This window comes from Nonlabens antarcticus (assembly GCF_015356755.1).
In the GTDB taxonomy this organism is placed as follows: domain Bacteria; phylum Bacteroidota; class Bacteroidia; order Flavobacteriales; family Flavobacteriaceae; genus Nonlabens; species Nonlabens antarcticus.
On sequence record NZ_JADFCO010000059.1, the window covers coordinates 1 to 24,267 of the forward strand.

Here is a 24,267-nt window from a genome sequence, read left to right on the forward strand (position 1 = left end):
ACAGAATAAACTCAAAAGAAAACAGTACAAATCAAAAAAGCTCAACGATGCTAGCATCGTTGAGCTTTAAGTAATAAATTTAATCCTTCAATAATCTGTATCGGTTATTTAGGACGAGACAACATAATTTGAATGCTCAAATATCTAAGAGAATTTTATTATCCTCCAAAGTCATCAAAACGGATGCTCTCTGGTGGTACACCATAATCTTCCGCCATTTTACCTACAGCGTTATTCATCAATGGTGGTCCACAAAAATATACTTCCATATCTTCTGGAGCTTCATGTTTACTTAAATACTGATCTATTACAACCTGGTGGATAAAACCAACAAACCCATCTCCAGCCTCATCATCAATATCTGTTTTTACTTTCCAGTTGTCTTCTTCAGCAGGCTCAGAAAGAGCTAGGAAGAACTTAAAGTTCGGGAATTCACGTTCTAATTCACGGAAGTGTTCGATATAGAACAACTCGCGTTTTGAACGTCCACCGTACCAATAAGTTACTTTACGGTTCGTTTTCAAAGTTTTGAAAAGTTCGTATAAATGTGATCTCATTGGTGCCATTCCAGCACCACCACCTACGTATAACATCTCAGAATCTGAATGATTGATAAAGAACTCTCCGTAAGGTCCAGAAACTACAACCTTGTCACCCTCCTTTTGATTGAAGATATAAGAACTAGCGATACCAGGATTGACATCCATCCAGCCATTCTTAGCACGGTCCCATGGTGGCGTAGCAATACGTACGTTCAACATGATCTCACGTCCTTCCGCAGGGAAAGAAGCCATTGAATAAGCTCTCTCGACGGTTTCAGAATTCTTCATTACAAGTGGCCACAAGTTGAACTTGTCCCATTCTGCTTTAAATTTATCTGGAGTTTCATGCTCTTCTGGGTGGGCAGTGATATCCATCTCACTGAATTTTACTTCGCATTTAGGAATTTCAATCTGTATATAACCACCAGCTTCATAATCCATATCTTCTGGAAGTTGCACTACAAATTCCTTAATGAAAGATGCTACATTGTAGTTACGAACTACGGTAGCCTCCCATTTCTTAATCCCAAATACTTCTTCTGGAATCGTTATTTTCATGTCTTGCTTCACCTTCACTTGACATCCCAGTCTCCATCCAGCAGCAATTTCCTTACGGGTAAAGTGAGGTACTTCCGTTGGAAGTATAGAACCTCCACCATCGGTAACGATACATTTACACTGCACGCAAGTTCCACCACCACCACAGGCGGATGGTAAGAATAGTTTGTTATCTCCCAGAGTTCCTAGAAGTGTTCCTCCTGAACCTGTAACGATATCCTTTTCTCCATTCACATGAATGGTGACAGGACCAGATGGAAGCAATTTTGATTTTGCGGTAAGTAGCAACATGACCAGTAATAAGATCAATGTCAAGAATATACCTACACTCGCTAATATGGTAATTAAGTTAGAGTCCATTAGTTCTTCTTTCTTAGATTTAAATTTCGATTCCCATGAAACTCATAAAGCCTAAAGCCATAAGTCCCGTGATAATAAATGTTATTCCCAGACCTCTTAAAGGAGCTGGAACGTTTGAATAGGATATTTTCTCACGTATAGCTGCAATCGCAAGAATAGCAAGGAAAAAGCCGAAACCAGATCCTATTCCATATACTGCAGATTCACCAATGTTAGAAAAGTCCTTTTGTTGCATAAATAATGATCCTCCTAGAATTGCACAGTTTACGGCAATAAGTGGAAGGAAAATTCCCAAAGCGCCATACAAGGCTGGAGCAAATCGTTCCACTACCATTTCTACCAACTGTACCATACTTGCGATAACCGCAATAAACATGATAAAACTTAAGAAACTCAAGTCAATGTCAGCATATTCAGGTCCCATCCATTGAGCTAATGCTCCTGGCTTTAATAAATAAGTGTCTAGCAACCAGTTAATAGGAACTGTAATTCCCAATACAAATACAACTGCAGCTCCCAGACCGACCGCCGTCTTAACCGACTTAGAAACGGCTAGATAAGAACACATACCTAAGAAATAGGCAAAAACCATGTTCTCAATAAAAATACTTCTTACAGCAAGATTAATTAAATCCATTTTTTCTATTTCTTAAAATTAGTTTTGTTCAATTAATGATCTACTGCGACTGCGTTGAACCCATATAATAAGGCCTACCGTAATAAGCGCCATAGGTGACAATAGCATTAAACCATTATTTGTATATCCGAATTCGTAAAAGGAGTCAGGAATGATCTGATAACCTAATAACTTACCTGCGCCCAACAGCTCTCTGAAGAAAGCTACCAAAATCAGAATAAAAGCATATCCAGCGGCATTTCCTATTCCATCTAAAAAGGATTTATAAACACCATGACCTAAAGCAAATGCCTCTAGTCGACCCATCACAATACAATTTGTAATAATGAGCCCGACAAATACGGATAGTTCCTTAGAAACGTCATAAGCATAAGCGCGCAATATCTGGTCAACAATAATTACAAGTGCAGCGACTACTACTAGTTGTACAATGATGCGAATACGTGACGGGATCAAATTACGCAATGCAGATATGATCATATTACTGAACGCCATAACGGCCATTACAGCGATACTCATCACGATTGCCGGCTTCAATTGTACCGTTATCGCAAGAGCAGAACATATACCTAAAACCTGAACGGTAATCGGGTTGTTGTCCGTTAACGGGTCAGTAAGAAGTTTACGATTCTTCTTTCCCAACAGGCCTTCGCGCTCATCGGTATCCGATAGGAAAAGGATCAATTCCTGTTTTTTAGTTTCTTTATTGTGTGCCATAAAGTTAAAATTTATTTCGCTTTTTTGAGGTGGTCTTCATACCTATCATTTGATAAGAAGTCCGCTTTCGCGAAAGCGTAATTACAAAAGCAGGTTTACTGCATTGCAACTTTTACGTTAGTCTTTTCTTTAAAATATGGAAGGTATCTCTGCAATCTCTCTGAGATCATATCTGTTACCCCATTACCTGTTATTGTTGATCCAGCGATAGCGTCAACTGCATTGTCATCTTTATTATCGCCACCTTGATAGCCTTTTACTACAGACACACCGATGAAATTACCTTGTTCATCCATTATTTTTTCATCATCAAAACGCTTCTTGAACCAGCCTTGAGTAATCTCTGCACCCAGTCCAGGAGTTTCTCCTTTGTGATCAAAAACGGCACCTTTTATCGTGTTGACATCATCTTTTAAGGCAACATAACCCCAGATGGCATCCCATAGACCTTTACCTCTCAAGGGTACGATATAATACTTTTCACCGCTTACTTCTGCAACGTAAAGTGGATAAGCCTGGTCCATTACCGGACGTTTCAATTCCTTTTTAAGATCCACGGTAAAAGCATCCACATCTGTACGCTCCTTACCCTGATCATCTAAAGCTACCTGGTCGATAATATATTTATCAAATAAGATTTGCGCAGAATCTCTAGTGGTCTCAATACCTACGGTAGCAAGAATGTTCTGCATCTTTTCTTCCTTCACATTTTTAGCTTGCGCTGGCTGCAGGTTTGTCGCTGCAAATGCAAGTGCACTAGCTACTACTGCTACCATAATGATAGCAAATAAGAATGTGTATGAGTTTGAATTTCTATCCATTTCTTAAGCTGCTTGAAGTTGAGTCTTTGCTTTTTTCAATCTCTTCTTACGTTTATTCACGTTACCCTGAATAACATAATGATCGATCGTAGGAGCAAATACGTTCAGTAAAAGAATTGCAAGCATGATACCCTCTGGATATGCCGGATTAAATACCCGAATCATAATACCGAAGAATCCTGCTAGAATTCCGTAAATCCATTTTCCTTTTAATGTCTGTGCCGCACTTACGGGATCTGTTGCCATAAAGACAATACCAAAAGCGAAACCACCGACTACCAGATGCTGCCAGAATGGGAAGTTGAACAACTGATTCTTGCCCAGTTCGAGCAACGTTGCATCCCAACCACCTAATTCTAAAGCGGCAACGGCACCTGCATCATTCTTGATTTGCTCAAGAGTAATCTGACCGCTATTAACGAGCTCTGATACATATTCACCGCCTAGTCCACCAAAGTAATTAAAGATAAGACCCATTGCGGCACCGCCTGCAAGTCCACCAATAATAATTCTCCAGCTACCTACTTTAGTTGCTATCAAGATAAGAGCACCTATAGCGATGCATAATGCTGATGTTTCAGAAACCGAACCTGGAATGAAACCCATGAACATGTCTGAAAAATTAAGACTGGATAGTGTCGAGGAAACCTCTGTAACAGATGAAGATGCAAATGCAACCGCATCGCTTGCCCCACCACTAACAACACCATCAAACCTATTACTCGCCAAAGAACCCAAAATCGTTTCACCTGAAACTGCATCGGTAGAACCATTGTGCACCCATATGGCATTTCCTGACATGTATAAAGGATATGCAAAAAATGCAAACGCTCTAGCTGTCAAGGCTGGATTTAAGATGTTCATTCCCGTACCACCGAATGCTTCCTTACCAATCAATACAGCAAAAGCAACAGATAGTGCTAACATCCATAATGGAATATCCACTGGGAAAATCATAGGAATAAGCAATCCTGTAACCAGATAACCTTCATTCACTTCATGACCTCTATAGATCGCAAAGATGAACTCTATCGTCAATCCAACTACATAGGAAACAACAATAAGAGGAAGAACTAAAATAGCTCCCTCTAAAAAGGCATCCCAAAAAGGAACGTCAAAAACACTGGCTAGGCCGCGTTCCTGATATAAATATTGCGCTCCATTATTCCACATCCCAAAAAGCAATGCAGGAACTAAAGCAAGTACAACGGTAATCATCGTACGCTTTAAATCCACCACGTCACGTATGTGCGCGCCTTTTTTGGTAGTGTGGTTTGGAGTAAATAGGAAGGTATCAAAAGCATTGATTGCCGGAGCAAACTTTTCATACTTCTCGCCAGGTTCAAAAGGTTTTCTGAGCTGGTCTAATCTGTTTCTAACCCATTTCATAGTTTATCCTACTTCAGTAATCATTAAATCTAGGCCCAGGCGTATTATTTCTTGCGCCTCTAGCTTTGATGTATTTATGTAATCCACAAGTGCAAAATCTTCTGGAGCTACTTCATAGATCCCTAGATTTTCCATTTTTTCAATATCGCCCGTCATACAGGCTTTTATAAGTTGCATAGGATAAATATCCATAGGCAACACTTCTTCCATTTCTCCTGTAACCACTAGTGCACGTTCCTCACCGTTTAGGTTTGTGTCCACTTTACTCTTCCCACCTTTCATCCAGGAGAGGGAAGTTCCAGAAATACTTGGAATATTGTTGCGAGTAAAAGGCAACCATCCTAGTAAAGCATATTCATTTCCTTCTGGAATAAGAGTTAATGTGTTATGATAGAAATTCAAGGCTTGGTCGCTAGCGAGCTTATCTCCTGTCAAAACATCACCAGAAATTATTCTAGTTTCAGTCGTGTTTACATTCTTAACTAAAGAAGTAACGTTAGCACCTATTATGGTTCTGTAATATTTTCTGTCAGCATCTGCTACTTCAGTTCCTGCTAGAGCGACAATACGCTCTGCTTTAAACTGACCGGTTAGAAATAAGTTACCTATAATGGCAACGTCTTCTGCTCCTAAAACCCACACTTTCTCACCAAAGTTGATCGGGTCAACGTGGTGAACTTGTATCCCTACATTTCCAGCAGGATGCGGTCCTGAAACAGTATGAACCTCTGCATTATTGATAGAACCTAATGCTGATTTCTTACCCACACCTACATGCACCTTACCATCGGTCAATCTGCTCAACGCGTTAACACCAGCCTGAAAAGCTTCCATTTTACCAGAAACAATAAAGTCTACATCACCAGCAAGCGGTGCCGTGGTGTAAGCCGATATGAATATGGATTTAGGAGCATCCTCTGCACTAGCGACGATATCATACGGACGCTGGATAATAAATGGCCAGCAACCGGACTCTAAGATTCTCGTTTTTACAGCAGCAGGATCAGCAGTCATAGGATCCATTTTACCAAATTCAACAAACTCATCAACAGCATCTGCCATGATACGTACCTCCAGAATGCGTCGCTTAGCACCACGCAGGATCTCTGAAATCGTACCGCTTACCGGAGCTACAAATTTCACAGGTTCATCATACTTAGAATAGAAAATAACTTCTCCAGCCTTGACGCGAGCGCCTTCTTTGAGAACCATTTTAGGCACGACAGCATGAAAGTCTAACGGTTTGATAGCGTATATACTGGATCGAGGAGCGTCGACAATCGATTTGTCTGCCTCGCCTTTGAGCTTGAGATTAAGCCCTTTTTTAACTCTAATGTCTTTTGACATAGGATAAGTGGATTTAGTCCTTTTTTGAGAGTGCAAATTTAGACAATATTGACCTCATTAATTAGGACCTTTTTTTATTTAGACACCTTCTAAATAGATGTTGAAATTCGCTTTGGCATTGCTTTCGCTCCGCAGACTTAGATTCCTTTTTTCTAGTACCTTTATCTTTCAGAATAGCACTTTATGAAGTCGTATTTTATTTTAATCATTACAGTTGTAATATGTTCCGCTTTCGCGAAAGCACAAGAGTTGGAAGATCTGGTAAATGATCCTGATTATATAAAAACAGTAACCTTTAACAAGCCACCTGAAAACATGCTCCCGATCTTTAAAATGGGAGAACGCATTAATTTAAGCTTTGATGACGTGATAGGTGATGAAGCAAACTACTATTACCAGATTGCCCATTATGACTACAACTGGACACCTAGTGCGCTTTTTAAAAATGAATTTTTAGAAGGTATAGACGATCGTCGCATTCTAAATTATCGCAATTCGTTTACAACCTTACAGTCGTACTCTCATTATGAGATTTCCATTCCTAACCAGTTTATATCTGGATTGACAAAAAGCGGAAATTATATGATCCACATCTATGACGATAAAAGAGAGCTCGTATTCTCTAGAAAATTTATGGTCATAGAAAATCAGGCAGTTGTAGGTGTGGAAGTAAAAAGAGCGCGAGATTTAAAGTATGTACAGACACAACAACGTGTGGAGTTTAATGTTGATTCTAAGACGATCAATTTTATTGACCCTAACAATAATTTGAAAGTGACTATTCTTCAAAATTCCGATTTGAATAGCGCTATCTATGAGATCAAGCCACAGTTTAACTTGGGCAACAATCAGGTTTACAATTATGATGGTCCTACTTCTTTCTGGGCAGGAAATGAATACCTCAACTTTGAAAACAGGGATTTTAGATCCCCTACTAATAAAATTAATTATGTGCGACTGGATAAATTATACAATTCCTACTTGTTTGTAGATCAATCCAGAGTACCGCAAGAATATACCTATAATCCTGACATTAACGGAAACTTCCTAGTAACCACCCTTAATAACGAGGACAACGCCATCCAGGCCGAGTATCTTAATGTTCACTTTAAACTAGATCCACTACAAATTCTACCTAAAAATTCCAGTCTTTATGTTATCGGAAATTTTAATGGTTATCAATTTCAAGAGGAAAATCAAATGAAATATGATATTGCTTCTAATTTGTATGAAACTTCCATCCTACTCAAGCAAGGTTTCTATAATTACAAATATGTACTAGTTGATGCTAATGGCATTGAAATACCAGGCGCCATTAGTGGTAACAAATGGCAAACCGAAAATGAATATACTGTTCTTGCTTACTATAGGAAGCCTGGTGGGAGGTATGATCGATTGATAGGAATAGGAGCTGGCAACAGTGTAAACATATCCAATTAATTATATTTGGTCGATTATCCATCGATCATGAGTACTCCAGTACGATTATTACCGCAATACCGAACAGATGAATGCCTTAACTGCGGTACCACATTAGAAATAGCCGACAAATACTGCCATCAGTGCGGTCAGATCAACACTAAAAAAAAGCTCGCCTTATCTGATTTCTTTTTAGAATTCCTTTCCAGTTTCATTTCCTATGATGGACGCATCTGGCGCACCATCACTGGAATATTATTTTATCCAGGAAAAATTACCAAAGAATATTGTGCTGGACGCAGGATTCATTATGCAAATCCGTTCCGGTTTTTTCTAACCGTTAGTATTGTTTTCTTTTTAATTATTCAACTCATGGCAACCTGGAACGATAGCTTTACAAATCTAGTGATAGACGTCAATGATGGAATAGAGCTAGGTTAGCGGTCATCAAACACTAAGGAGGAGCTTATAAACCAGCGAGATTCTCTTAAAGCTCATGGAAATACAGCCGGTAGTATGGCGCTTTCTAAGGTTATTGAGAACTTAGATAACACTCCCACAGACTCCCTACAGACGACCACCTATTTTACAGAGCCACAATTAGAAGAAAAAGGTTATTTCTCTCACTACTATAATCAAAATGCTGATTATAAAATTCATGCAGAAAAAAATCCTTTAATGAGCATACGGGAAGCCCTTAAGGATATAGGGCATGAAGACAATTCACGTAACATATCTCGCTATAGAAAAGCAATGCGCTTTAATGATCTTGAGAATAGACCCTATCAAATAGTAGAAATAATTCTCCCTAAAATACCCTTATTCCTATTCTTCTTTGCACCTATAATTAGCCTTATTCTGTGGTTGCTATACGTGCGTCACCCGTTTAACTTCATGGAACATCTTGTTTTCACGTTCCATATATTTACCTTCTTTTTTTTAAGTCTATTTATACTTATAGGAGTCGTTAGTATATCCTTTGGGCTGATCTCGTGGGAGATACCTACGGCAATTATTTTAGGGATAGGAGGACCATATTATTTATACAAAGCGATGCGGCGCTTTTATAATCAAGGAATATTTATAACCTTCTTGAAATTTACCTTTATAAATTTTGTATTTTTCCTTCTCTTTACCATGAGCGCGTTACTATTTATAATCGGCAGCGTCTTTATAGGAGCATAAACATGTTACAACAAATTACCAGAGGCATCAGAATCACGGTGCGCACGTCATTTCAAGGAACGTTCTATAAGAACTATACCATGCATTTTGCATTCGGTTATATAGTTACTATTGAAAACCAAAGTAAAGACAGCGTTCAGTTGACCTCACGCCATTGGAAGATTAAGGACAGCTTGAGCAGGACAGAACATGTGGACGGCGAGGGCGTTATAGGTAAGAAGCCCGTTCTCAAACCAGGTGAATCACACACATATACCAGTGGTTGTTTGCTCCGGTCGTCCTTCGGCAGTATGAGTGGCTCTTTCACAATGGTGAATTTCCGGACGGCGAGACATTTTGGCGTTAGTATTCCTACTTTTAAATTGAGCGCTCCTTTTGCCCTCAATTAAAACAGCCATTCCCTATCTACTGGTGAATTGCTAATTTGATAGATGCAGTAGCCTTATAGATATTTCGCTTTCGCGAAAGCGGATTTTAATCATCCTTTCATAAACGCCTGCTTATTCAATCTCTATTCATCATTTTGCTTTTACTTTAAGTTTTCTCAAATGGTATTGCGAACATGATTTTGTATTTTCACGAGCAAATTAAAATTAAGAAAAACAAATCATGGGAAAAGGATTTTTTAATGTACCTGTAGCCGTCAATGAGCCTATAAAATCATATGCGCCTGGAACGCCAGAGCGTGAGGAAGTACTCAAGGCTTACCAAGAATTCTATAACACGCAAACTGAGGTTCCTATATATATAGGAGCTGAAGAAATAAAAACTAAGGATACCGGCGATATTAGACCGCCGCATGATCATAAGAAATTAGTAGGAACTTACCACCGTGGTGGAAAGAAAGAAGTTCAAATGGCGATTTCTACCGCTATGGAAGCACGCAAGGAATGGTCTCTATTACCATGGGAACAGCGTGCTGGAATTTTCTTGAAAGCTGCAGAATTGATAGCTGGACCCTATCGTGCTCGCATCAATGCAGCAACAATGGTCAACCAATCCAAAACTATTTATCAAGCAGAAATTGACAGTGCCTGTGAACTTGTAGACTTTCTACGTTTTAACGTTCAGTACATGACTGAGATCTATGCAGATCAACCAGAATCAACTTCTGGAGCATGGAATAGATTAGAATACAGACCACTAGAGGGTTTCGTTTACTGTATAAGCCCTTTTAACTTTACGGCTATCGCAGGAAATCTACCTGCAAGCGCTGCCTTGATGGGAAATGTATGTGTATGGAAACCTAGCGCACATCAAATGTTGAGTGCTAACGTCATTATGCAGATCTTTAAAGAAGCTGGAGTTCCTGACGGTGTTATCAATATGGTGAGTGCAGAACCTGGGATGATGACTAAAGAAATTCTTTCCCATGAAGATTTTGCAGGAGTTCATTTTACAGGATCTACTACCGTTTTTAAAGGTATCTGGGCACAGATAGGACAGAATATAGACACCTACAAAACGTACCCACGTATTGTAGGAGAAACAGGAGGAAAAGACTTTATTGTTGCTCATAAATCTGCCATACCGGCACAGGTTGCTACCGCAATTGTACGCGGAGCTTTTGAATATCAGGGTCAAAAATGTAGCGCTGCCTCTAGAGCTTATATTGCTGAAGGTATCTGGCCAGAAGTAAAAGAATTTATAGGAAAAGATATAGAAAGTATCAAAATGGGATCTCCATTTGATATGACTAACTTTATGACGGCCGTGATTCATGAGAATTCATTCGATAAACTAGCTTCCTATATTGATAGAGCTAAAAAGAATAAGAATGCAGAGGTTGTATTCGGCGGTGGATATGATAAGAGCGAGGGGTACTTTGTAGAGCCAACCGTGATTGTTACTACAGATCCTCATTATGAAACCATGGAAACCGAATTGTTCGGTCCAGTAATCACGATCTACATATATAAGGACGACGCTTATGCAGAAACTTTGAAACTTGTTGATGAAACTAGTATATATGCCTTGACAGGAGCCATTCTTGCCCAAGATCGTTATGCACTATCTCAAGCGACAACTGCTTTACAGAACTGTGCCGGTAACTTTTACTTGAACGATAAGTGTACGGGAGCCGTGGTGGGACAACAACCCTTTGGTGGAGCGCGAGCTTCAGGAACCAACGATAAGGCCGGTTCAAAATTGAACTTACTACGCTGGGTTTCTGCACGTATGATTAAGGAAACTTTTGTAACTCCTACAGATTATCGTTATCCGTTCATGGGAGAGTAATCATTTGAGATTTAACTAATAACAAAACGCCTTTTCATTGATTTGAAAAGGCGTTTTTTTTTGCTAAAACATTGCACTTTGATTCATTCATAAGGGCGGACTTAAGTCCGCCCTTATGAATAATCTACAACGGCACGTCCACCATCTTTTTCGTCTCAAAAAAAGGATCTTCAAAAACGTCTTCCAATTTATAAACATCGGCGCTTCTGAAGGGTTTTAGTTCTTCTCGCATGCTGTCGACTTTTAGTTATAGGAATCCGTTTTCTATCTCGTGGTAACTGTTCTTAAGTATTTATTGCTCTGGGTTTGTCCACTTAAGATTTAATGTGACTTTTGTCACACCTACAAATTATCGTTATAAAGGAAGTGATCGGCGAGTTCCTCATCTACCAAAGCAATCTTTAATTAATTTGAAGGGTTGTATTTATGATTTCTAAACGACAAGAGCTTCCAATTACAAGAGTGCTAGTTCGCCTTAACAAGAAACCAATAATCATATTTATTGACAAGGGTTGTTTTGCTCTTAAGAGTTTTTTAAACCACGTAAAGTTTCCCTTTTCCTTTCTTTGAATGATTTAGACTAAATTTGGAGTGATAATCTCAAAAAAACTACTAAAAGACTCTTCTTAACTTAACCACTCATGAAAAACTTATTATTATTATTTATTCTAGCAACCACATTACAAGCATACGGCCAGGAATCTGCTTTACTACGAACCACTTTAAACGAGGGTGACATCTATGAAATTCAAATGGTTCAAAAACAATCCACTGGGATTCAAGGCGGGACTGAAATGATCATGATGATGGATATGACAGTTTCTGACGTTAGTGATGAACTGATCAAAACGGAGTCAAAAATTTCCTCTATGGGTATGGAAGTGAATCAAGGTGGTATAACTATGAGCTACGATTCTAGTAAAACTGATGATGAACTTGATGCCACTGGAAAAATGCTCAAATCACAATTAAGTCCAATGATGGATGCCGTCATTTATAACACCATTGATATTTATGGAAATACCGTAAATACTACCGTAGAACCTGCTATACCTGGAACGGAACAGTTAACCGCTGGACAGGCATCAATTAATTATCCTAAGGAGGAAGTATCCGTCGGATCATCTTGGACGTCAGATAATGAGAAACAGGGAATGAATGTAAAAACAACCTACACAGTAACTAAAATAGCTGATGGGGTAGTTTATGTAGATATAAAAGGAGATGTGTCTGGTATGGGATCTGGATCCATGAAAGGAACAACAGAAATTGAAATTAGCTCTGGATTAGCAAAAAACACAGAAACTGAAATCAGTGTAACTGCCCAAGGCATCGAAGTAACTGTCGCTTCTAAAATCCAAATGACGAAGAAATAAAACCTACAGGTTTTAGCTTTCTTATCTATACTTCACCCTAAGCTGGCAACTGGATCATTATGAAGATTTATCTCTTTATGATCAAGGAAGATTCAGTCTTAACTATGGATCATAGCTTTCCTTTCATAGTGGAGTAAACATTTCATTTTTTATACAGAAAAACGTCTTTTCATTAATTTGAAAAGACGTTTTTGATATAAAGGCACAGTGTACAGTAATTATTCAAAAGGACGAACTTAAGTCTGCCCTTTTAAATAGTCTACAACGGCACATGCACCACTTTCTTAGTCTCAAAAAAAGGATCGTCAAAAACCTCATCAAGTTCATAGACTTGAGCATATTTGAAGGGCTTGAGCTCTTCTCGCAAGTCGCCTCCTTTTAAGTATAGGATTCCGTTTTCTATCTCGTGGTAGCTGTCCTTGCGTACTTTGTTGCGGGTCCAGCTGACGAAATCGGTCATGTTAGTGACCGCTCTAGAGACGATAAAATCAAATCTGCCTTTTACTTTTTCAGCCCGGCCGTGTTCTGTAGTAACATTTTCTAATCCCAGAGCCTCAACGACGGCATCAACGACTTTCAGTTTTTTTGCGATAGAGTCGACGAGATGAAAATGGGTTTTGGGGAACATGATAGCGAGAGGGATTCCAGGGAAGCCACCGCCAGTTCCTACATCAAGTACACGAGTTCCTCCAGGTGTGTTGGGTAAGCTTTCGCGAAAGCGAACCACGCTCACAATTCCCAACGAGTGAAGAATATGTCTGACGTACAAATGATCAATATCCTTACGAGAAATCACGTTGATCTGGGAGTTCCACTCGCGGTACAATTCTCCCAATTGGGCAAATTGCTGTTCCTGTTGAGCGGTAATGTGTGGAAAGTGGGCTTTGATGATATCAGACACTGTCAATAGTTTGTGCAAAAATAATGGAATAAAAAGGGCTGGAATGGTCGTAACAGATTCTCTTATGATATTTTTGTAATTAAAGTACTATTCTATGAATGAGCAATTATCTGATCGCATCAATAATCTTCCTACCAGCGCCACACTTGCCATGGCTGCCAAAACCCGTGAATTGCGCGAGCAAGGAAAGGATATCATAGGTTTAAGTCTGGGCGAGCCAGATTTTAATACGCCAGATTTCGTAAAAGATGCGGCTATACAAGCAATTAACGACAACTACAATTCTTACACGCCAGTGGATGGTTATGTAGAATTGAAAGATGCCGTAATCCATAAATTTAAGCGCGATAACAACCTTACCTATGACCGCAGCCAGATTGTAGTTTCTACGGGTGCTAAACAATCCATTGCAAATGTTGCGATGGTACTTTTAAACAAAGGAGATGAATGCATCCTTCCTGCTCCCTACTGGGTAAGTTACAGCGCCATCGTTGAATTAGCTGAAGGCGTTCCCGTTGAGGTTGCCGCTGGTGTAGAACAAAATTTTAAAATCACGGCAGAACAATTAAGGGCTGCGATTACACCTAAAACGAAGATGATCTTATACTCATCTCCCAATAATCCTAGCGGGTCTGTGTTTTCGCAGAAAGAACTAGAAGCATTTGCTGAGGTATTGAAAGATTATCCAGACATTATAGTAGTAAGCGACGAGATCTATGAACATATCAATTATGGTTCTGGTCACGTTAGCATGGCTGCAATTGAAGGAATGTACGATCGTACAGTAACTATCAACGGTGTGAGCAAAGCTTTTGCCATGACCGGTTGGAGAGTTGGTTACATGGGAGGTCCATCATGGATCGCCCGTGCCTGTAACAAAATGCAGGGACAGATCACAAGTGGTACAAATTGTATTGCTCAACGCGCTTGTATTACAGCACTCGAGGCACCCGTTTCTAAGATTCAATATATGATCGATGCTTTCGCAGAGCGAAGAACATTGATCTTGAAATTATTGAGTGAAATGGAAGGTTTTGTAACTGATGAGCCAGAAGGCGCTTTTTATGTATTTCCAGATGTATCGGCATTTTTCGGTCGCGAGATTAAAGGTCATAAAATTTATAATGCTGAGGCTTTCTCTTTGTTTTTGCTTGAAGAAGCGCTTGTTGCCACTGTTAGCGGTGAATCTTTTGGAGCACCTAATTGCATCAGAATGTCCTATGCTGCAAGTACAGAGCAAATCACGGAAGCTATGAAACGTATTAAGGACGCCATTTCTTAGTTGATCTAGTGAGTAATATCGCTTTCGCGAAAGTAGTATGAGGTATGAGGTATGAGGTATGAGGTATGAGGTATGAGGTAAAATAAGTTTTAAATCACTGATTCTTTGTTTTTGGACAAGAATCAGTGATTTTTTTATTTTGACGAGCAAACTAAGTTGAGACTGAAAACCTCAACAGAACCTTTTCACTCTTGCGCAACACCCTTTGCCTTTGGCATTTCCCTCAAGGGAAAACTAGATTATTAGATTACTACTAGATAATCTTGGGTACAAAATTCAACTTCTTCCCTTGAGGGAAGGCTGGGATGGAGGTTTAGAATTGAAACTGTAAAATGAAATCTCAAACTTTTTACTCAGTCTCACTAGGACCTATTCACTCAAGCGCCACACTCATTGCCTTCAGCATTTCCCTCAAGGGAAGGCTGGGATGGGTGTTGCTAGGTTTGAAATAAATTTTAGGTTGAAAGCTAAAAATACAATGAAGGCTTCTTTATGCCTCATGATTTATTAAAGTCCCGATCACAAGGATCTTTCTCTAGATTTTTACTTTTTAAAAACTACCTATTCCGCCAAAAGAATGGTGTCAACAAAATCAATACGGTAAATAGTTCAAGCCTGCCGATTAACATCAGAAACGCACACCACCATTTACCCAGATCTGGCAAGCCCGCAAAGTTATTCACTGGTGATAAGTCGCCGAAAGCTGGTCCTACGTTTCCTAAACTACTGATAGCTCCACCAATCGCTGTTTCAAAATCCAGTCCTAGAGCACCTAGACCTACGGCTCCAATTATAAAGGACAACATATAAAGAATAAAGAAGCCTAGGATATTAAAAACGATGCCGTTAGGGAGCGCTCTATTATTGTATCGTACCGGTAGAATCGCACTGGGGTGCAACGTTCTTTTAAACTCCATGATTCCATTACGGATCAATATGATATGACGCATGACCTTTATACCTCCTGCAGTTGATCCCGCGCTGCCGCCCAGAAAAAACAACCCGAAAAACATTATAGTTAAAAACGGAGTCCACATCGTATAATCTGCCGATACAAATCCGGTAGTTGTTATTACGGAGAGCACCTGGAATGCAGAGTGTCGCATCGCGCTTTCTGCGGGTCCCCATACCATGGGATGTGCGATCGAGGAAATACTAACATCTGCCTGAAAGTAAATGAGCAGTGCACCTATAATAGAAAATCCTAATACAAAACTGGTGTACCATCTAAATTCAGTATCATCATATATCTTGCGAAATTTTCCTTTGAATCCGAAATAGCTTAAGACAAAATTCATACCTGCAATAAACATAAAAACAATAATGATCCACTGGATTGCTGGATTGTCATTCCAGTAGGCAGCACTCGCGTTTTTAGTTGAAAATCCACCGGTGGAAAGGGTACTCATCGCATGATTGATAGCATCAAACCATCCCATTCCCGCAATCTTAAGTAGTAGGGCTTGAATTCCAGTGAATCCTACATAAATAAGCCACAAACGCTTTGCGGTATCGGTAATTCTAGGATGTAATTTATCGGCACTAGGCCCTGGGGCTTCTGCTGCAAAGAGTTGCATTCCTCCTATACCTAATAAGGGCAATATCGCAACGGCAAGTACAATAATTCCCATACCACCTATCCAGTGCGTGGTGCTGCGCCAGAACAAAATACCCTTAGGCATGATCTCAATATCGTTCAAAATGCTAGCGCCAGTTGTGGTAAATCCACTCATGGTTTCAAAAAAGGCATCTGTAAAATTGTTGATGGCACCGGTAAAGAGATAAGGCATTGTTCCAGCCAAAGCCATAAATAACCAGCCCATGGCAACAATAAGGTACCCTTCTTTTTTACCTAGTTCTTTCACGTGATTTCTCGTGAACAACATTAAAAAGGCTCCTAAGGTAATAGCTACAATACTTGCTCCCAGTATAGCAAGCGCCTCATCTTCTCTATAGACGGCACTGACTATAGAACTTATAGACATGAATCCACCGTTGAAAACCAACAGTAATCCCATGATATACATAATAATCTTGTAATTAAGTCTAGGCATTATTGGAACAATTTTTCCACTCTGGTAATGGAACGTGGTAGACAGCAAACTACTACTCTATCGCCTTCGAGAATTTTAAAATTCCCAAGAACAATATTGCCCTTCCCTTCTCGTATCACACCGCCTATGATGGCACTACGAGGAACATTAACATCAATAATACGCTTGTTACATACATCGCTTTCTGGCTTTACAATAAATTCCAGCAGTTCTGCATTCATATTATTGAGCTTTGTCATCGCAACAACCTCACCTTTTCTTATATATCTAAATATATTATTAGCCGCCAGTAATTTTTTATTGATCAGCGTATCAATTCCTATACTGTGAGAAAGCTGGAAATAATCCATATTTTCTACTAGGGAAATGGTTTTTCCAACACTTTTACTTTTGGCCATTAAGCAGGAAATAATATTAGTTTCACTGTTTCCCGTCACCGCAATAAAAGCATCCATTTCATGAATACTTTCTTCCTGTAATAATTCCACATTACGACCGTCACCGCTAATGACTAAAGTATCTGGCAAACGATCTGCGAGGTCAAAAGCCTTTTCAGGGTTGAGCTCGATTAACTTTACATGAATACCTGATTTTGCAAGTTGTCTTGCGCTTTGCTCCCCTATGGCGCTACCGCCCAGAATCATGACATTTTTCATGGCGCGTTTCGTCTTTCCCGTCAATTTATAAAGCTCATCAACACCACCTGGTGTGGTTACAAAATAAACTTGATCGCCCTCTTTAAACTGGGTATCACCACGAGGTATCAATGTATACTGAGTACCAAAACGTTGTATAGCGATAGGCATAAAATGCACTTCTGGAAAAATCTCGCCCGCTTGCTGTACAGATTTACCTACAAATTGTGCAGTACGAGTTAAATTTACTCCCACCATAGTGAGCGCACCTTTCTCAAATTCATAGCTATCATTGAAGGCACTCTGGTTAAGTAATAATTCAATCTCTTTACTGGCCAGAGATTCTGGTGAGATCAATTCATCAATACCGAATCCTTTAAAACCTAGTTCCTCCTGACTTTCTAAAAATTCAGTATTGGAAATACGTGCAATAGTCCTTTTAGCGCCCAATTGCTTGGCAAGTACACTTATCGTAATATTTGTGGTTTCACTACTCGTCACCGCAATTACAAGATTTGCTTGGTCGACGTTAGAATCTTTCAAAATTTTAATAGAGGTACCGTCACCACGCATCGTTCTTATATCCAGGTGAGTATCTGCATAATAGAGATTTTCCTTTTCGGGATCGATTAATGTAATGTCGTGGGATTCGTAGGAGAGTAGTTTAGCCAGGTGAAACCCAACCTCGCCAGCTCCTGCAATAATGATTTTCATAAAATCGGGTCTGAAGTTTTCAAATATACCAATAAGCCGATAATTAGTGAACACGCTTACGAGTTATTGGTCGTTTGAAGGGAATTTCGCTTTCGCGAAAGCGAAATTCCCCAAAACCTCGCCGCTCCATTGTATCTTTACCGGTAGAATAGAAAAATGTGTCTGAACAAATAAAACCAAATCAAAAGGATGCTGCTGGGAAAAAGCAGCAGGTCACTCAAATGTTTGATAACATTAGCGGTGATTATGACGGTTTAAACCGCATGATATCACTGGGACTAGATCAAAAATGGCGAGATAATGTTGTAGAAATGGTTGCAACGAGCAAGCCAAATTCCATTATGGATATTGCTACAGGAACTGGTGATCTAGTCATAAAAATGGCTCAAAAAACAAAAGCTTCTAGACTCGTGGGCCTCGATATCTCCAGCGGTATGCTTGAGGTAGGTAAAGTAAAAGTGACTCAAGAAAAACTAGACGATCGTATTGAAATGGTATTAGGTGATTCTGAAAACCTACAGTTTGAGGACGGTACTTTTGATGCTGTGACCGTGTCTTATGGCGTTCGTAATTTTGAAGATTTAGAAAAAGGCTTGAGTGAGATCCTGCGCGTATTAAAGCCTAAGGGAATCCTCGTTATTTTAGAAACTAGTGTTCCAGAGAAATTTCCTTTTAAACAAGGATATTACTTCTATAGCAACCTAGTGGTTCCTGCCCTAGGAAAACTATTTTCAAAAGATAAAAAAGCCTATAAATATTTATCTGAAAGTGCATCAAAGTTTCCATACGGTGAGCGTTTCAACAATATTTTAAAGAAAGTTGGGTTTAATGACATAGAAAACCACCTACAGTTTCATGGAGCATCCACGATCTATAAAGCCGTCAAATAAATCCATATTGCGCTATTCTCTTTTATTGATCCTTATTTGTGCGGGTCAACTATGTTCTGCCCAGTTATTTTCCAAGGAAAAGATTTTGAATCGCGAGAATTTTGACAAGCAACCATTAACTTTTGGATTTTACATGGGCTTGAATACCTATGATTATAAGTTTGATTACAACGAGCTAGAGCCTGATGAAATCGTCACTACAACAACCGTAGGTTTCAATGTGGGAGTGGTAAGCGACTTGAGACTTAATGAATACCTCAACTTGAGATTTGAGCCTGGAGTGGCTTTCGTTAGAAGAGATTTAGGCTTCACAGATGCAAGTTTTACAGAACCTAACCAGATGATTCGTGAGGTTAATTCTACAAATATCCAGTTGCCCTTGTTGCTAAAAGTATCTACGAAAAGACTCAATAATTGGAAGCCTTTTATCATAGGTGGCGCGAGTTACACCTACAACCTTTCTAGTAACGAAGATAATCCAGACGATAACAGCGCTGGACAATTCCGTCAAAAGACCGGTGTTTTTAATTACGAAATGGGTTTTGGAATCGATTTTTACCTGCACTACTTTAAGTTCACGCCTTCTATTAGAGGTGTGTTTGCCATCAATGATGAATTAGTTCTGGATGCAGATCCTGACAGTCCTTATACTGGAAATATTGACAGCATGCTTAGCAGAGGAGTGTTTTTGAATTTTACGTTCCAATAGATCTACGCCATTCCGCTAGGATAATTGCGGTTGCTGTGGCTACATTCAAACTTTCAGTAAGTTCTTGATCGCCTCCATAATTAGGTATTGAAATCTGGTTTCCAGATTTGATCAACTCTTCAGAGACACCATGTGACTCGCTACCCATGAGCAAGATTCCGTTTTTGGGAAGCTTTGTATCGTACATGCTTGGAGCATTCATTGCAGTAACCAAAACAGGAAGTTTAGTTCTTTCAAAAAACCCTTTTAAATCTACATAATGTACTTGTACTCTTGCTATAGATCCCATAGTTGCTTGTACGCATTTAGGGTTGTAAAGATCCACCGTTCCCTGGTTGCACAATATGTGTTCAATACTGAACCAGTCTGCAAGACGTATAATAGTCCCTAAATTTCCAGGATCTTGAATCGCATCTAGGGCAAGTACTAGACCTTTTTCTGGTAAGGCGCCTGTTTGCACTGCTTCTACCACAGCAAGGTAACCGGGCGCCGTTGTTAGGTTTGATATGCCTTGCATGTCCTTGTTGGAAATGCGGGTCACTTGAAAGTCATCAAGCTCCCGAGAATCTTCTGTAACATAGATTTCTTGAATAATAAGACCGGCTGTTTTGAGTTCTCTTATAGACTTATAGCCTTCAACAACAAAGAGTTTGAGCTGCTCCCTATTCTTCTTTCTAGCAAGGCTTTTGATTTGTTTAATTTTGCTTTTGGTAATCATATAATCGTATTTTTGAGCCGCTACAAATGGAAAGAAAACTTCACGCAAAAATAGGTTTATTTATAACGCTGGTTATAATTTCTGCTTCATGTAGCACAATCCGTCGTGTACCTGACGGCCAAAAACTACTTATTGAAAACGAAATTATTGTGGATAGCTTAGATCCGCAGGATGCTCGCGTTTTCAATCTGCCGATTCAAAAACCCAATCAAAAACTCCTGACCCTTCCTTTAAGGCTACATATTTATAACCTGGCAAGACCGCATCGGGATTCTATCTATCTCAAGTGGATGCAGAATAATCCAAAAGCCCTAAAAAGACGAAATGCTATAATGTCTGAAAAACAGACTATGGAGCTGGGAGAAGGTTTAGTAGATTTCAATCAATGGCTTCAAAGAACTGGTGAGGCTCCCGTGCTGGTAAATAAGGAGTCCAGCAAAAAGTCATCAGAGCGTTTGCGTCAGTGGTACTGGAATCAAGGCTGGTTCAACACAGAAGTAGAAGAGGAAATCGTAGATGCTAAACGAAAGAAAAGAGCTCGAGTGATGTATTATGTGCAGCGCCATCAGCCTTATATAATTGATAGCATCAACCAGAAGATTTCTACACCTGTCATTGATTCCTTGTACACAGCTTATAAATATGAAAGTATTTTACTGAAAGGAGAACAATATTTCACGCCAGATATTAATACAGAACGAGATCGTCTGTATAAACTATTCCGTAATAATGGCGCGATCCACATGGAAAAAGACTTCATCAGGTTTGAAGCCGATACTGTCAATACTGATCATAAAACAAATCTTACCCTTATCATCAAAGATCGTGAGATCAAGGTGGCTGATTCCTCAATAAGAGAACCCTACAAACTACATAAAATAAGTGCCGTCAATATAATTCCAGACTATAAACCGGAACTGGACAGTATCGTGGCAGACACTACTTATTATAAAAACTATAATATTGTTAGAAAAGGCAAACGTCGTTATAATTCCAGAGTATTGACCGATGCCGTCTTCTTTGAACCAGGGTTTTTATACCGGGACATCGATAGAGATAGAACCTATAAACGCATCACAGAACTTAATAGTTTCCTGTATCCCAGCATAACCTACACAGAAGATCCTGCAGATTCTACGGGAACAGATCTGATTGCAAACATTCTATTGACTTCAAAAAAGAAATACAACCTCGTTTTCGGTACTGAGGCTGCGCATAGTAACATACAGACTTTCGGAATAGGGTTGAACACTTCTTTTCTGGTGCGCAATATATTTCATGGTAGCGAGCTTTTCAGCTTAACTTTTAGGGGAAATATAGGAGCCAGTTCTAACAATGCAACAGGCGATTCTAGATTTTTTGATTTACAGGAACTGGGAGCAGATGCCAGTTTGATTTTTCCGAGACTATTTTTCCCATTGAAGACCGATGCGATAATTCCTAAATATATGTCACCGGCAACAAACCTTTCTTTGGGCTTTGTAACCCAAACGAATATAGGACTGGACCGACAAAGCGTCACTGGAGCGCTAAGTTATCGCTGGCAGCAAACTCCCATTAAAAACACACGATTTGATCTGATCAATGCGCAGTATGTGCGCAATCTAGATCCGCAGGATTTTTTCAATGTATATCGCAGCAGTTATACCAGTTTGAATGATATCGCAAGGGACAACAATTTGACAGACCCTACATATGTCGATCAAAACAACAATTTGACAGTTCCCGCAGGTACTAACACGTTTATTAACGATGCTATAGATGGAAGGTTGACCGTTGATCCTGGACAGCTGGAAAACATCAGGAACATAAGAGAACGACGCGATAGACTGGTTCAAAATAATTTAATTATCGCGAGCAGTTATAATTGGGTTCGCAATAACAAACAAGGAATCTATGACGAGGATTATTCTAGATTCAGCATTCGGTTAGAAAGTGCTGGCAATCTTATTGGCGGTATTTCCAGTCTTATAGGAACCGATAAGAATGCCAACGGTAATCGCAGGGTTTTTGGGGTCGAATTTTCACAGTATTTAAAACCTGAAGTGGAGTATATCAAACACTGGCAATATGAAAATGGACACGTTTTGGCATTAAAAGCTTTGGGTGGCATCGCGATTCCCTATGGAAATTCTGACAACATCCCTTTCATCAGATCCTTTTTTGCGGGAGGACCTAATGATAATCGAGCCTGGCAAGCTTATGAATTGGGGCCAGGAAGCACGGGTGGTTTGAATGATTTTAATGTGGCAAACATGAAACTTGCATTTAATGCAGAATATAGGTTCCCTATATTGGGAGCATTTAAAGGAGCCGTTTTCACTGACATAGGTAACATCTGGAATGTACTTGATAGTGAAACGGATGATCGAGCAATATTTGATGAGTTTGCAGATTTAGAAAACACCGCCATAGGTACCGGTGCGGGAGTTCGTTATGATTTTGGTTTTTTTGTAATCCGTTTTGATGTAGGTTTTAAAACCTATAATCCAGCACTAGAAGATGGGAAACGATGGTTCTCAGAGTACAATTTATCTAAGTCCGTGCTCAACGTAGGCATAAATTATCCATTCTAGATAACGATAACACCTCTCATAATTTGCTTACTTTTGTGAGTGAAAGATCTATCCTTATGAGTCATAACATCAAACCAGGCGTTGCTACTGGAAACCAAGTTCAAGAGATATTCAATCATGCCAAAGCTAATGGCTATGCACTTCCAGCGGTAAACGTTGTAGGTTCTAACACGGTGAATGCCGTGATGGAAACAGCGGCAGAACTTAATTCTCCCGTCATTATCCAGTTCTCAAACGGTGGTTGTGTTTTCAATGCAGGCAAAGGATTGAGTAATGAAAACCAACGTGCCGCAATTTTAGGTGGTATTGCTGGAGCCCAGCATATTCACACACTCGCAAAAGCATATGGTGCGACGGTAATCCTACATACAGATCATTGCGCAAAACCATTGTTGCCTTGGATTGATGGTTTATTAGATGCTAGTGAAGCACGCTTTCGCGAAAGCGGAACAAGTCTCTATTCCTCGCACATGATAGATTTGAGTGAAGAACCTCTAGAGGAGAACATTGAAATTTGTAAACGATACCTGGAGCGCATGTCTAAAATGGACATGACCCTAGAAATCGAACTGGGAATTACTGGTGGTGAGGAAGATGGTGTGGACAATAGCGACGTTGATGAGTCAAAATTATACACGCAACCGGAAGAAGTCGCTTATGCTTATGAAGAATTAAAAAAAGTAAGTGATCGCTTTACTATTGCAGCAGCTTTTGGTAATGTTCACGGAGTTTACAAGCCCGGAAATGTAAAATTAACTCCTAAGATTTTAAAGAACTCTCAGGAATATGTGACTAAGAAATACGGTGTTGAACATAATCATATCGATTTTGTATTCCACGGTGGTTCTGGTTCTTCTCTAGAAGAAATACGAGAAGCGATAGGTTACGGAGTCATAAAAATGAACATTGATACAGATCTTCAATGGGCATTTGCAGATGGTATCAAGAAATACATGGACAGCAATGATGACTTCCTAAAATCCCAAATAGGAAATTCTACCGGTGCAGATTCACCTAATAAAAAATACTATGATCCTCGCAAATGGTTGCGCGAGGGAGAAGAATCATTCAAGGCTCGTTTGAAGCAGGCCTTTGAGGATTTGAACAATGTAGGGACACTATAATTTGAAAATAGCGTTTGATAAAACAGATTTGTAATTATAATTTAAATGGAGTAAAATTAAGAGCATCCAAAACTC

The 24,267-nt window shown here is 39.5% G+C and carries 21 protein-coding genes; 11 read left to right on the plus strand and 10 right to left on the minus strand.

Annotated features, from left to right (window positions below):
• Positions 1 to 158: 158 nt before the first annotated feature.
• From nqrF to IQ282_RS01505, 6 genes are all read right to left on the minus strand, one after another.
• Positions 159 to 1,460 (minus strand): NADH:ubiquinone reductase (Na(+)-transporting) subunit F, encoded by a 1,302-nt coding sequence (gene nqrF / locus IQ282_RS01480; protein ID WP_194850173.1) that lies wholly within the window; start codon positions 1,458 to 1,460, stop codon positions 159 to 161.
• Between the two features lie 19 nt (positions 1,461 to 1,479).
• Positions 1,480 to 2,097 carry an NADH:ubiquinone reductase (Na(+)-transporting) subunit E gene (nqrE, locus tag IQ282_RS01485; RefSeq protein ID WP_194850174.1) on the minus strand — a complete coding sequence of 206 codons (618 nt, stop codon included), beginning with the start codon at positions 2,095 to 2,097 and terminating at the stop codon, positions 1,480 to 1,482.
• 18 nt (positions 2,098 to 2,115) lie between these two features.
• Complete coding sequence (locus IQ282_RS01490; RefSeq protein ID WP_194850175.1) at positions 2,116 to 2,814, minus strand: NADH:ubiquinone reductase (Na(+)-transporting) subunit D; 699 nt, start codon at positions 2,812 to 2,814, stop codon at positions 2,116 to 2,118.
• Between the two features lie 95 nt (positions 2,815 to 2,909).
• Positions 2,910 to 3,635: a Na(+)-translocating NADH-quinone reductase subunit C gene (locus IQ282_RS01495; protein WP_194850176.1), complete on the minus strand. Its 726-nt coding sequence runs from the start codon at positions 3,633 to 3,635 to the stop codon at positions 2,910 to 2,912.
• A 3-nt stretch (positions 3,636 to 3,638) separates the two neighbouring features.
• Positions 3,639 to 5,024, minus strand: a complete 1,386-nt coding sequence (gene nqrB, locus IQ282_RS01500; RefSeq protein ID WP_194850177.1) for an NADH:ubiquinone reductase (Na(+)-transporting) subunit B — start codon at positions 5,022 to 5,024, stop codon at positions 3,639 to 3,641.
• 3 nt (positions 5,025 to 5,027) lie between these two features.
• On the minus strand, positions 5,028 to 6,371 hold the full coding sequence (locus IQ282_RS01505; protein ID WP_194850178.1) for a Na(+)-translocating NADH-quinone reductase subunit A: 1,344 nt from the start codon (positions 6,369 to 6,371) through the stop codon (positions 5,028 to 5,030).
• Between the two features lie 183 nt (positions 6,372 to 6,554).
• On the opposite strand from IQ282_RS01505, the gene IQ282_RS01510 reads away from it, so the two are divergent.
• From IQ282_RS01510 to IQ282_RS01535, 6 genes are all read left to right on the plus strand, one after another.
• A complete protein-coding gene (locus IQ282_RS01510) occupies positions 6,555 to 7,811 on the plus strand; it encodes a type IX secretion system plug protein (protein WP_194850179.1) in 1,257 nt (418 codons plus the stop codon).
• A 27-nt stretch (positions 7,812 to 7,838) separates the two neighbouring features.
• Positions 7,839 to 8,231 carry a DUF3667 domain-containing protein gene (locus tag IQ282_RS01515; RefSeq protein ID WP_194850180.1) on the plus strand — a complete coding sequence of 131 codons (393 nt, stop codon included), beginning with the start codon at positions 7,839 to 7,841 and terminating at the stop codon, positions 8,229 to 8,231.
• A 75-nt stretch (positions 8,232 to 8,306) separates the two neighbouring features.
• On the plus strand, positions 8,307 to 8,975 hold the full coding sequence (locus tag IQ282_RS01520; protein ID WP_194850181.1) for a hypothetical protein: 669 nt from the start codon (positions 8,307 to 8,309) through the stop codon (positions 8,973 to 8,975).
• 2 nt (positions 8,976 to 8,977) lie between these two features.
• Positions 8,978 to 9,364: a Co2+/Mg2+ efflux protein ApaG gene (apaG, locus tag IQ282_RS01525; RefSeq protein ID WP_194850182.1), complete on the plus strand. Its 387-nt coding sequence runs from the start codon at positions 8,978 to 8,980 to the stop codon at positions 9,362 to 9,364.
• Positions 9,365 to 9,584: 220 nt separating this feature from the next.
• Positions 9,585 to 11,213, plus strand: a complete 1,629-nt coding sequence (gene pruA, locus IQ282_RS01530; protein ID WP_194850183.1) for an L-glutamate gamma-semialdehyde dehydrogenase — start codon at positions 9,585 to 9,587, stop codon at positions 11,211 to 11,213.
• Positions 11,214 to 11,854: 641 nt separating this feature from the next.
• On the plus strand, positions 11,855 to 12,589 hold the full coding sequence (locus tag IQ282_RS01535; RefSeq protein WP_194850184.1) for a DUF6263 family protein: 735 nt from the start codon (positions 11,855 to 11,857) through the stop codon (positions 12,587 to 12,589).
• 259 nt (positions 12,590 to 12,848) lie between these two features.
• On the opposite strand, the gene rsmG is transcribed toward IQ282_RS01535, so the two are convergent.
• Positions 12,849 to 13,490 carry a 16S rRNA (guanine(527)-N(7))-methyltransferase RsmG gene (gene rsmG / locus IQ282_RS01540; protein WP_194850185.1) on the minus strand — a complete coding sequence of 214 codons (642 nt, stop codon included), beginning with the start codon at positions 13,488 to 13,490 and terminating at the stop codon, positions 12,849 to 12,851.
• A gap of 94 nt (positions 13,491 to 13,584) precedes the next feature.
• Between rsmG and IQ282_RS01545 the strand changes: the two genes are divergently transcribed.
• Positions 13,585 to 14,772: a pyridoxal phosphate-dependent aminotransferase gene (locus IQ282_RS01545; RefSeq protein ID WP_194850186.1), complete on the plus strand. Its 1,188-nt coding sequence runs from the start codon at positions 13,585 to 13,587 to the stop codon at positions 14,770 to 14,772.
• Positions 14,773 to 15,329: 557 nt separating this feature from the next.
• On the opposite strand, the gene IQ282_RS01550 is transcribed toward IQ282_RS01545, so the two are convergent.
• Positions 15,330 to 16,826 carry a TrkH family potassium uptake protein gene (locus IQ282_RS01550; protein ID WP_194850187.1) on the minus strand — a complete coding sequence of 499 codons (1,497 nt, stop codon included), beginning with the start codon at positions 16,824 to 16,826 and terminating at the stop codon, positions 15,330 to 15,332.
• On the minus strand, positions 16,826 to 18,175 hold the full coding sequence (trkA, locus tag IQ282_RS01555) for a Trk system potassium transporter TrkA (RefSeq protein WP_194850188.1): 1,350 nt from the start codon (positions 18,173 to 18,175) through the stop codon (positions 16,826 to 16,828). Before trkA ends, IQ282_RS01550 begins: the two co-directional genes overlap by 1 nt.
• Positions 18,176 to 18,333: 158 nt before the next feature.
• Here trkA and ubiE point away from each other — a divergent pair, with 158 nt between their 5' ends.
• Positions 18,334 to 19,065 (plus strand): bifunctional demethylmenaquinone methyltransferase/2-methoxy-6-polyprenyl-1,4-benzoquinol methylase UbiE, encoded by a 732-nt coding sequence (gene ubiE, locus IQ282_RS01560; protein WP_194850189.1) that lies wholly within the window; start codon positions 18,334 to 18,336, stop codon positions 19,063 to 19,065.
• Positions 19,031 to 19,774 (plus strand): type IX secretion/gliding motility protein PorT/SprT, encoded by a 744-nt coding sequence (gene porT / locus IQ282_RS01565; protein ID WP_194850190.1) that lies wholly within the window; start codon positions 19,031 to 19,033, stop codon positions 19,772 to 19,774. The genes ubiE and porT overlap by 35 nt, the downstream gene beginning before the upstream one ends.
• Here porT and IQ282_RS01570 read toward each other — a convergent pair.
• Positions 19,761 to 20,492 (minus strand): TrmH family RNA methyltransferase, encoded by a 732-nt coding sequence (locus IQ282_RS01570; RefSeq protein ID WP_194850191.1) that lies wholly within the window; start codon positions 20,490 to 20,492, stop codon positions 19,761 to 19,763. The two genes, porT and IQ282_RS01570, sit on opposite strands and share 14 nt — an antisense overlap.
• A gap of 26 nt (positions 20,493 to 20,518) precedes the next feature.
• Between IQ282_RS01570 and tamL the strand changes: the two genes are divergently transcribed.
• Complete coding sequence (gene tamL / locus IQ282_RS01575) at positions 20,519 to 23,068, plus strand: translocation and assembly module lipoprotein TamL (RefSeq protein WP_194850192.1); 2,550 nt, start codon at positions 20,519 to 20,521, stop codon at positions 23,066 to 23,068.
• Positions 23,069 to 23,124: 56 nt separating this feature from the next.
• Positions 23,125 to 24,192 carry a class II fructose-bisphosphate aldolase gene (gene fbaA / locus IQ282_RS01580; protein ID WP_194850193.1) on the plus strand — a complete coding sequence of 356 codons (1,068 nt, stop codon included), beginning with the start codon at positions 23,125 to 23,127 and terminating at the stop codon, positions 24,190 to 24,192.
• The last annotated feature ends 75 nt before the right edge of the window (positions 24,193 to 24,267 follow it).

What these genes read in the sequence shown, in the direction of transcription:
- nqrF (WP_194850173.1), bottom strand. Translation starts at nt 1,460, where the DNA reads ATGGACTCTAACTTAATTACCATATTAGCGAGTGTAGGTATATTCTTG.
- IQ282_RS01495 (WP_194850176.1), bottom strand. Translation starts at nt 3,635, where the DNA reads ATGGATAGAAATTCAAACTCATACACATTCTTATTTGCTATCATTATG.
- tamL (WP_194850192.1), top strand. Translation starts at nt 20,519, where the DNA reads ATGGAAAGAAAACTTCACGCAAAAATAGGTTTATTTATAACGCTGGTT.
- IQ282_RS01490 (WP_194850175.1), bottom strand. Translation starts at nt 2,814, where the DNA reads ATGGCACACAATAAAGAAACTAAAAAACAGGAATTGATCCTTTTCCTA.
- IQ282_RS01570 (WP_194850191.1), bottom strand. Translation starts at nt 20,492, where the DNA reads ATGATTACCAAAAGCAAAATTAAACAAATCAAAAGCCTTGCTAGAAAG.
- fbaA (WP_194850193.1), top strand. Translation starts at nt 23,125, where the DNA reads ATGAGTCATAACATCAAACCAGGCGTTGCTACTGGAAACCAAGTTCAA.
- porT (WP_194850190.1), top strand. Translation starts at nt 19,031, where the DNA reads ATGGAGCATCCACGATCTATAAAGCCGTCAAATAAATCCATATTGCGC.
- trkA (WP_194850188.1), bottom strand. Translation starts at nt 18,175, where the DNA reads ATGAAAATCATTATTGCAGGAGCTGGCGAGGTTGGGTTTCACCTGGCT.
- IQ282_RS01535 (WP_194850184.1), top strand. Translation starts at nt 11,855, where the DNA reads ATGAAAAACTTATTATTATTATTTATTCTAGCAACCACATTACAAGCA.
- nqrB (WP_194850177.1), bottom strand. Translation starts at nt 5,024, where the DNA reads ATGAAATGGGTTAGAAACAGATTAGACCAGCTCAGAAAACCTTTTGAA.
- nqrE (WP_194850174.1), bottom strand. Translation starts at nt 2,097, where the DNA reads ATGGATTTAATTAATCTTGCTGTAAGAAGTATTTTTATTGAGAACATG.
- IQ282_RS01550 (WP_194850187.1), bottom strand. Translation starts at nt 16,826, where the DNA reads ATGCCTAGACTTAATTACAAGATTATTATGTATATCATGGGATTACTG.
- pruA (WP_194850183.1), top strand. Translation starts at nt 9,585, where the DNA reads ATGGGAAAAGGATTTTTTAATGTACCTGTAGCCGTCAATGAGCCTATA.
- IQ282_RS01515 (WP_194850180.1), top strand. Translation starts at nt 7,839, where the DNA reads ATGAGTACTCCAGTACGATTATTACCGCAATACCGAACAGATGAATGC.
- IQ282_RS01520 (WP_194850181.1), top strand. Translation starts at nt 8,307, where the DNA reads ATGGCGCTTTCTAAGGTTATTGAGAACTTAGATAACACTCCCACAGAC.
- apaG (WP_194850182.1), top strand. Translation starts at nt 8,978, where the DNA reads ATGTTACAACAAATTACCAGAGGCATCAGAATCACGGTGCGCACGTCA.
- IQ282_RS01545 (WP_194850186.1), top strand. Translation starts at nt 13,585, where the DNA reads ATGAATGAGCAATTATCTGATCGCATCAATAATCTTCCTACCAGCGCC.
- IQ282_RS01510 (WP_194850179.1), top strand. Translation starts at nt 6,555, where the DNA reads ATGAAGTCGTATTTTATTTTAATCATTACAGTTGTAATATGTTCCGCT.
- IQ282_RS01505 (WP_194850178.1), bottom strand. Translation starts at nt 6,371, where the DNA reads ATGTCAAAAGACATTAGAGTTAAAAAAGGGCTTAATCTCAAGCTCAAA.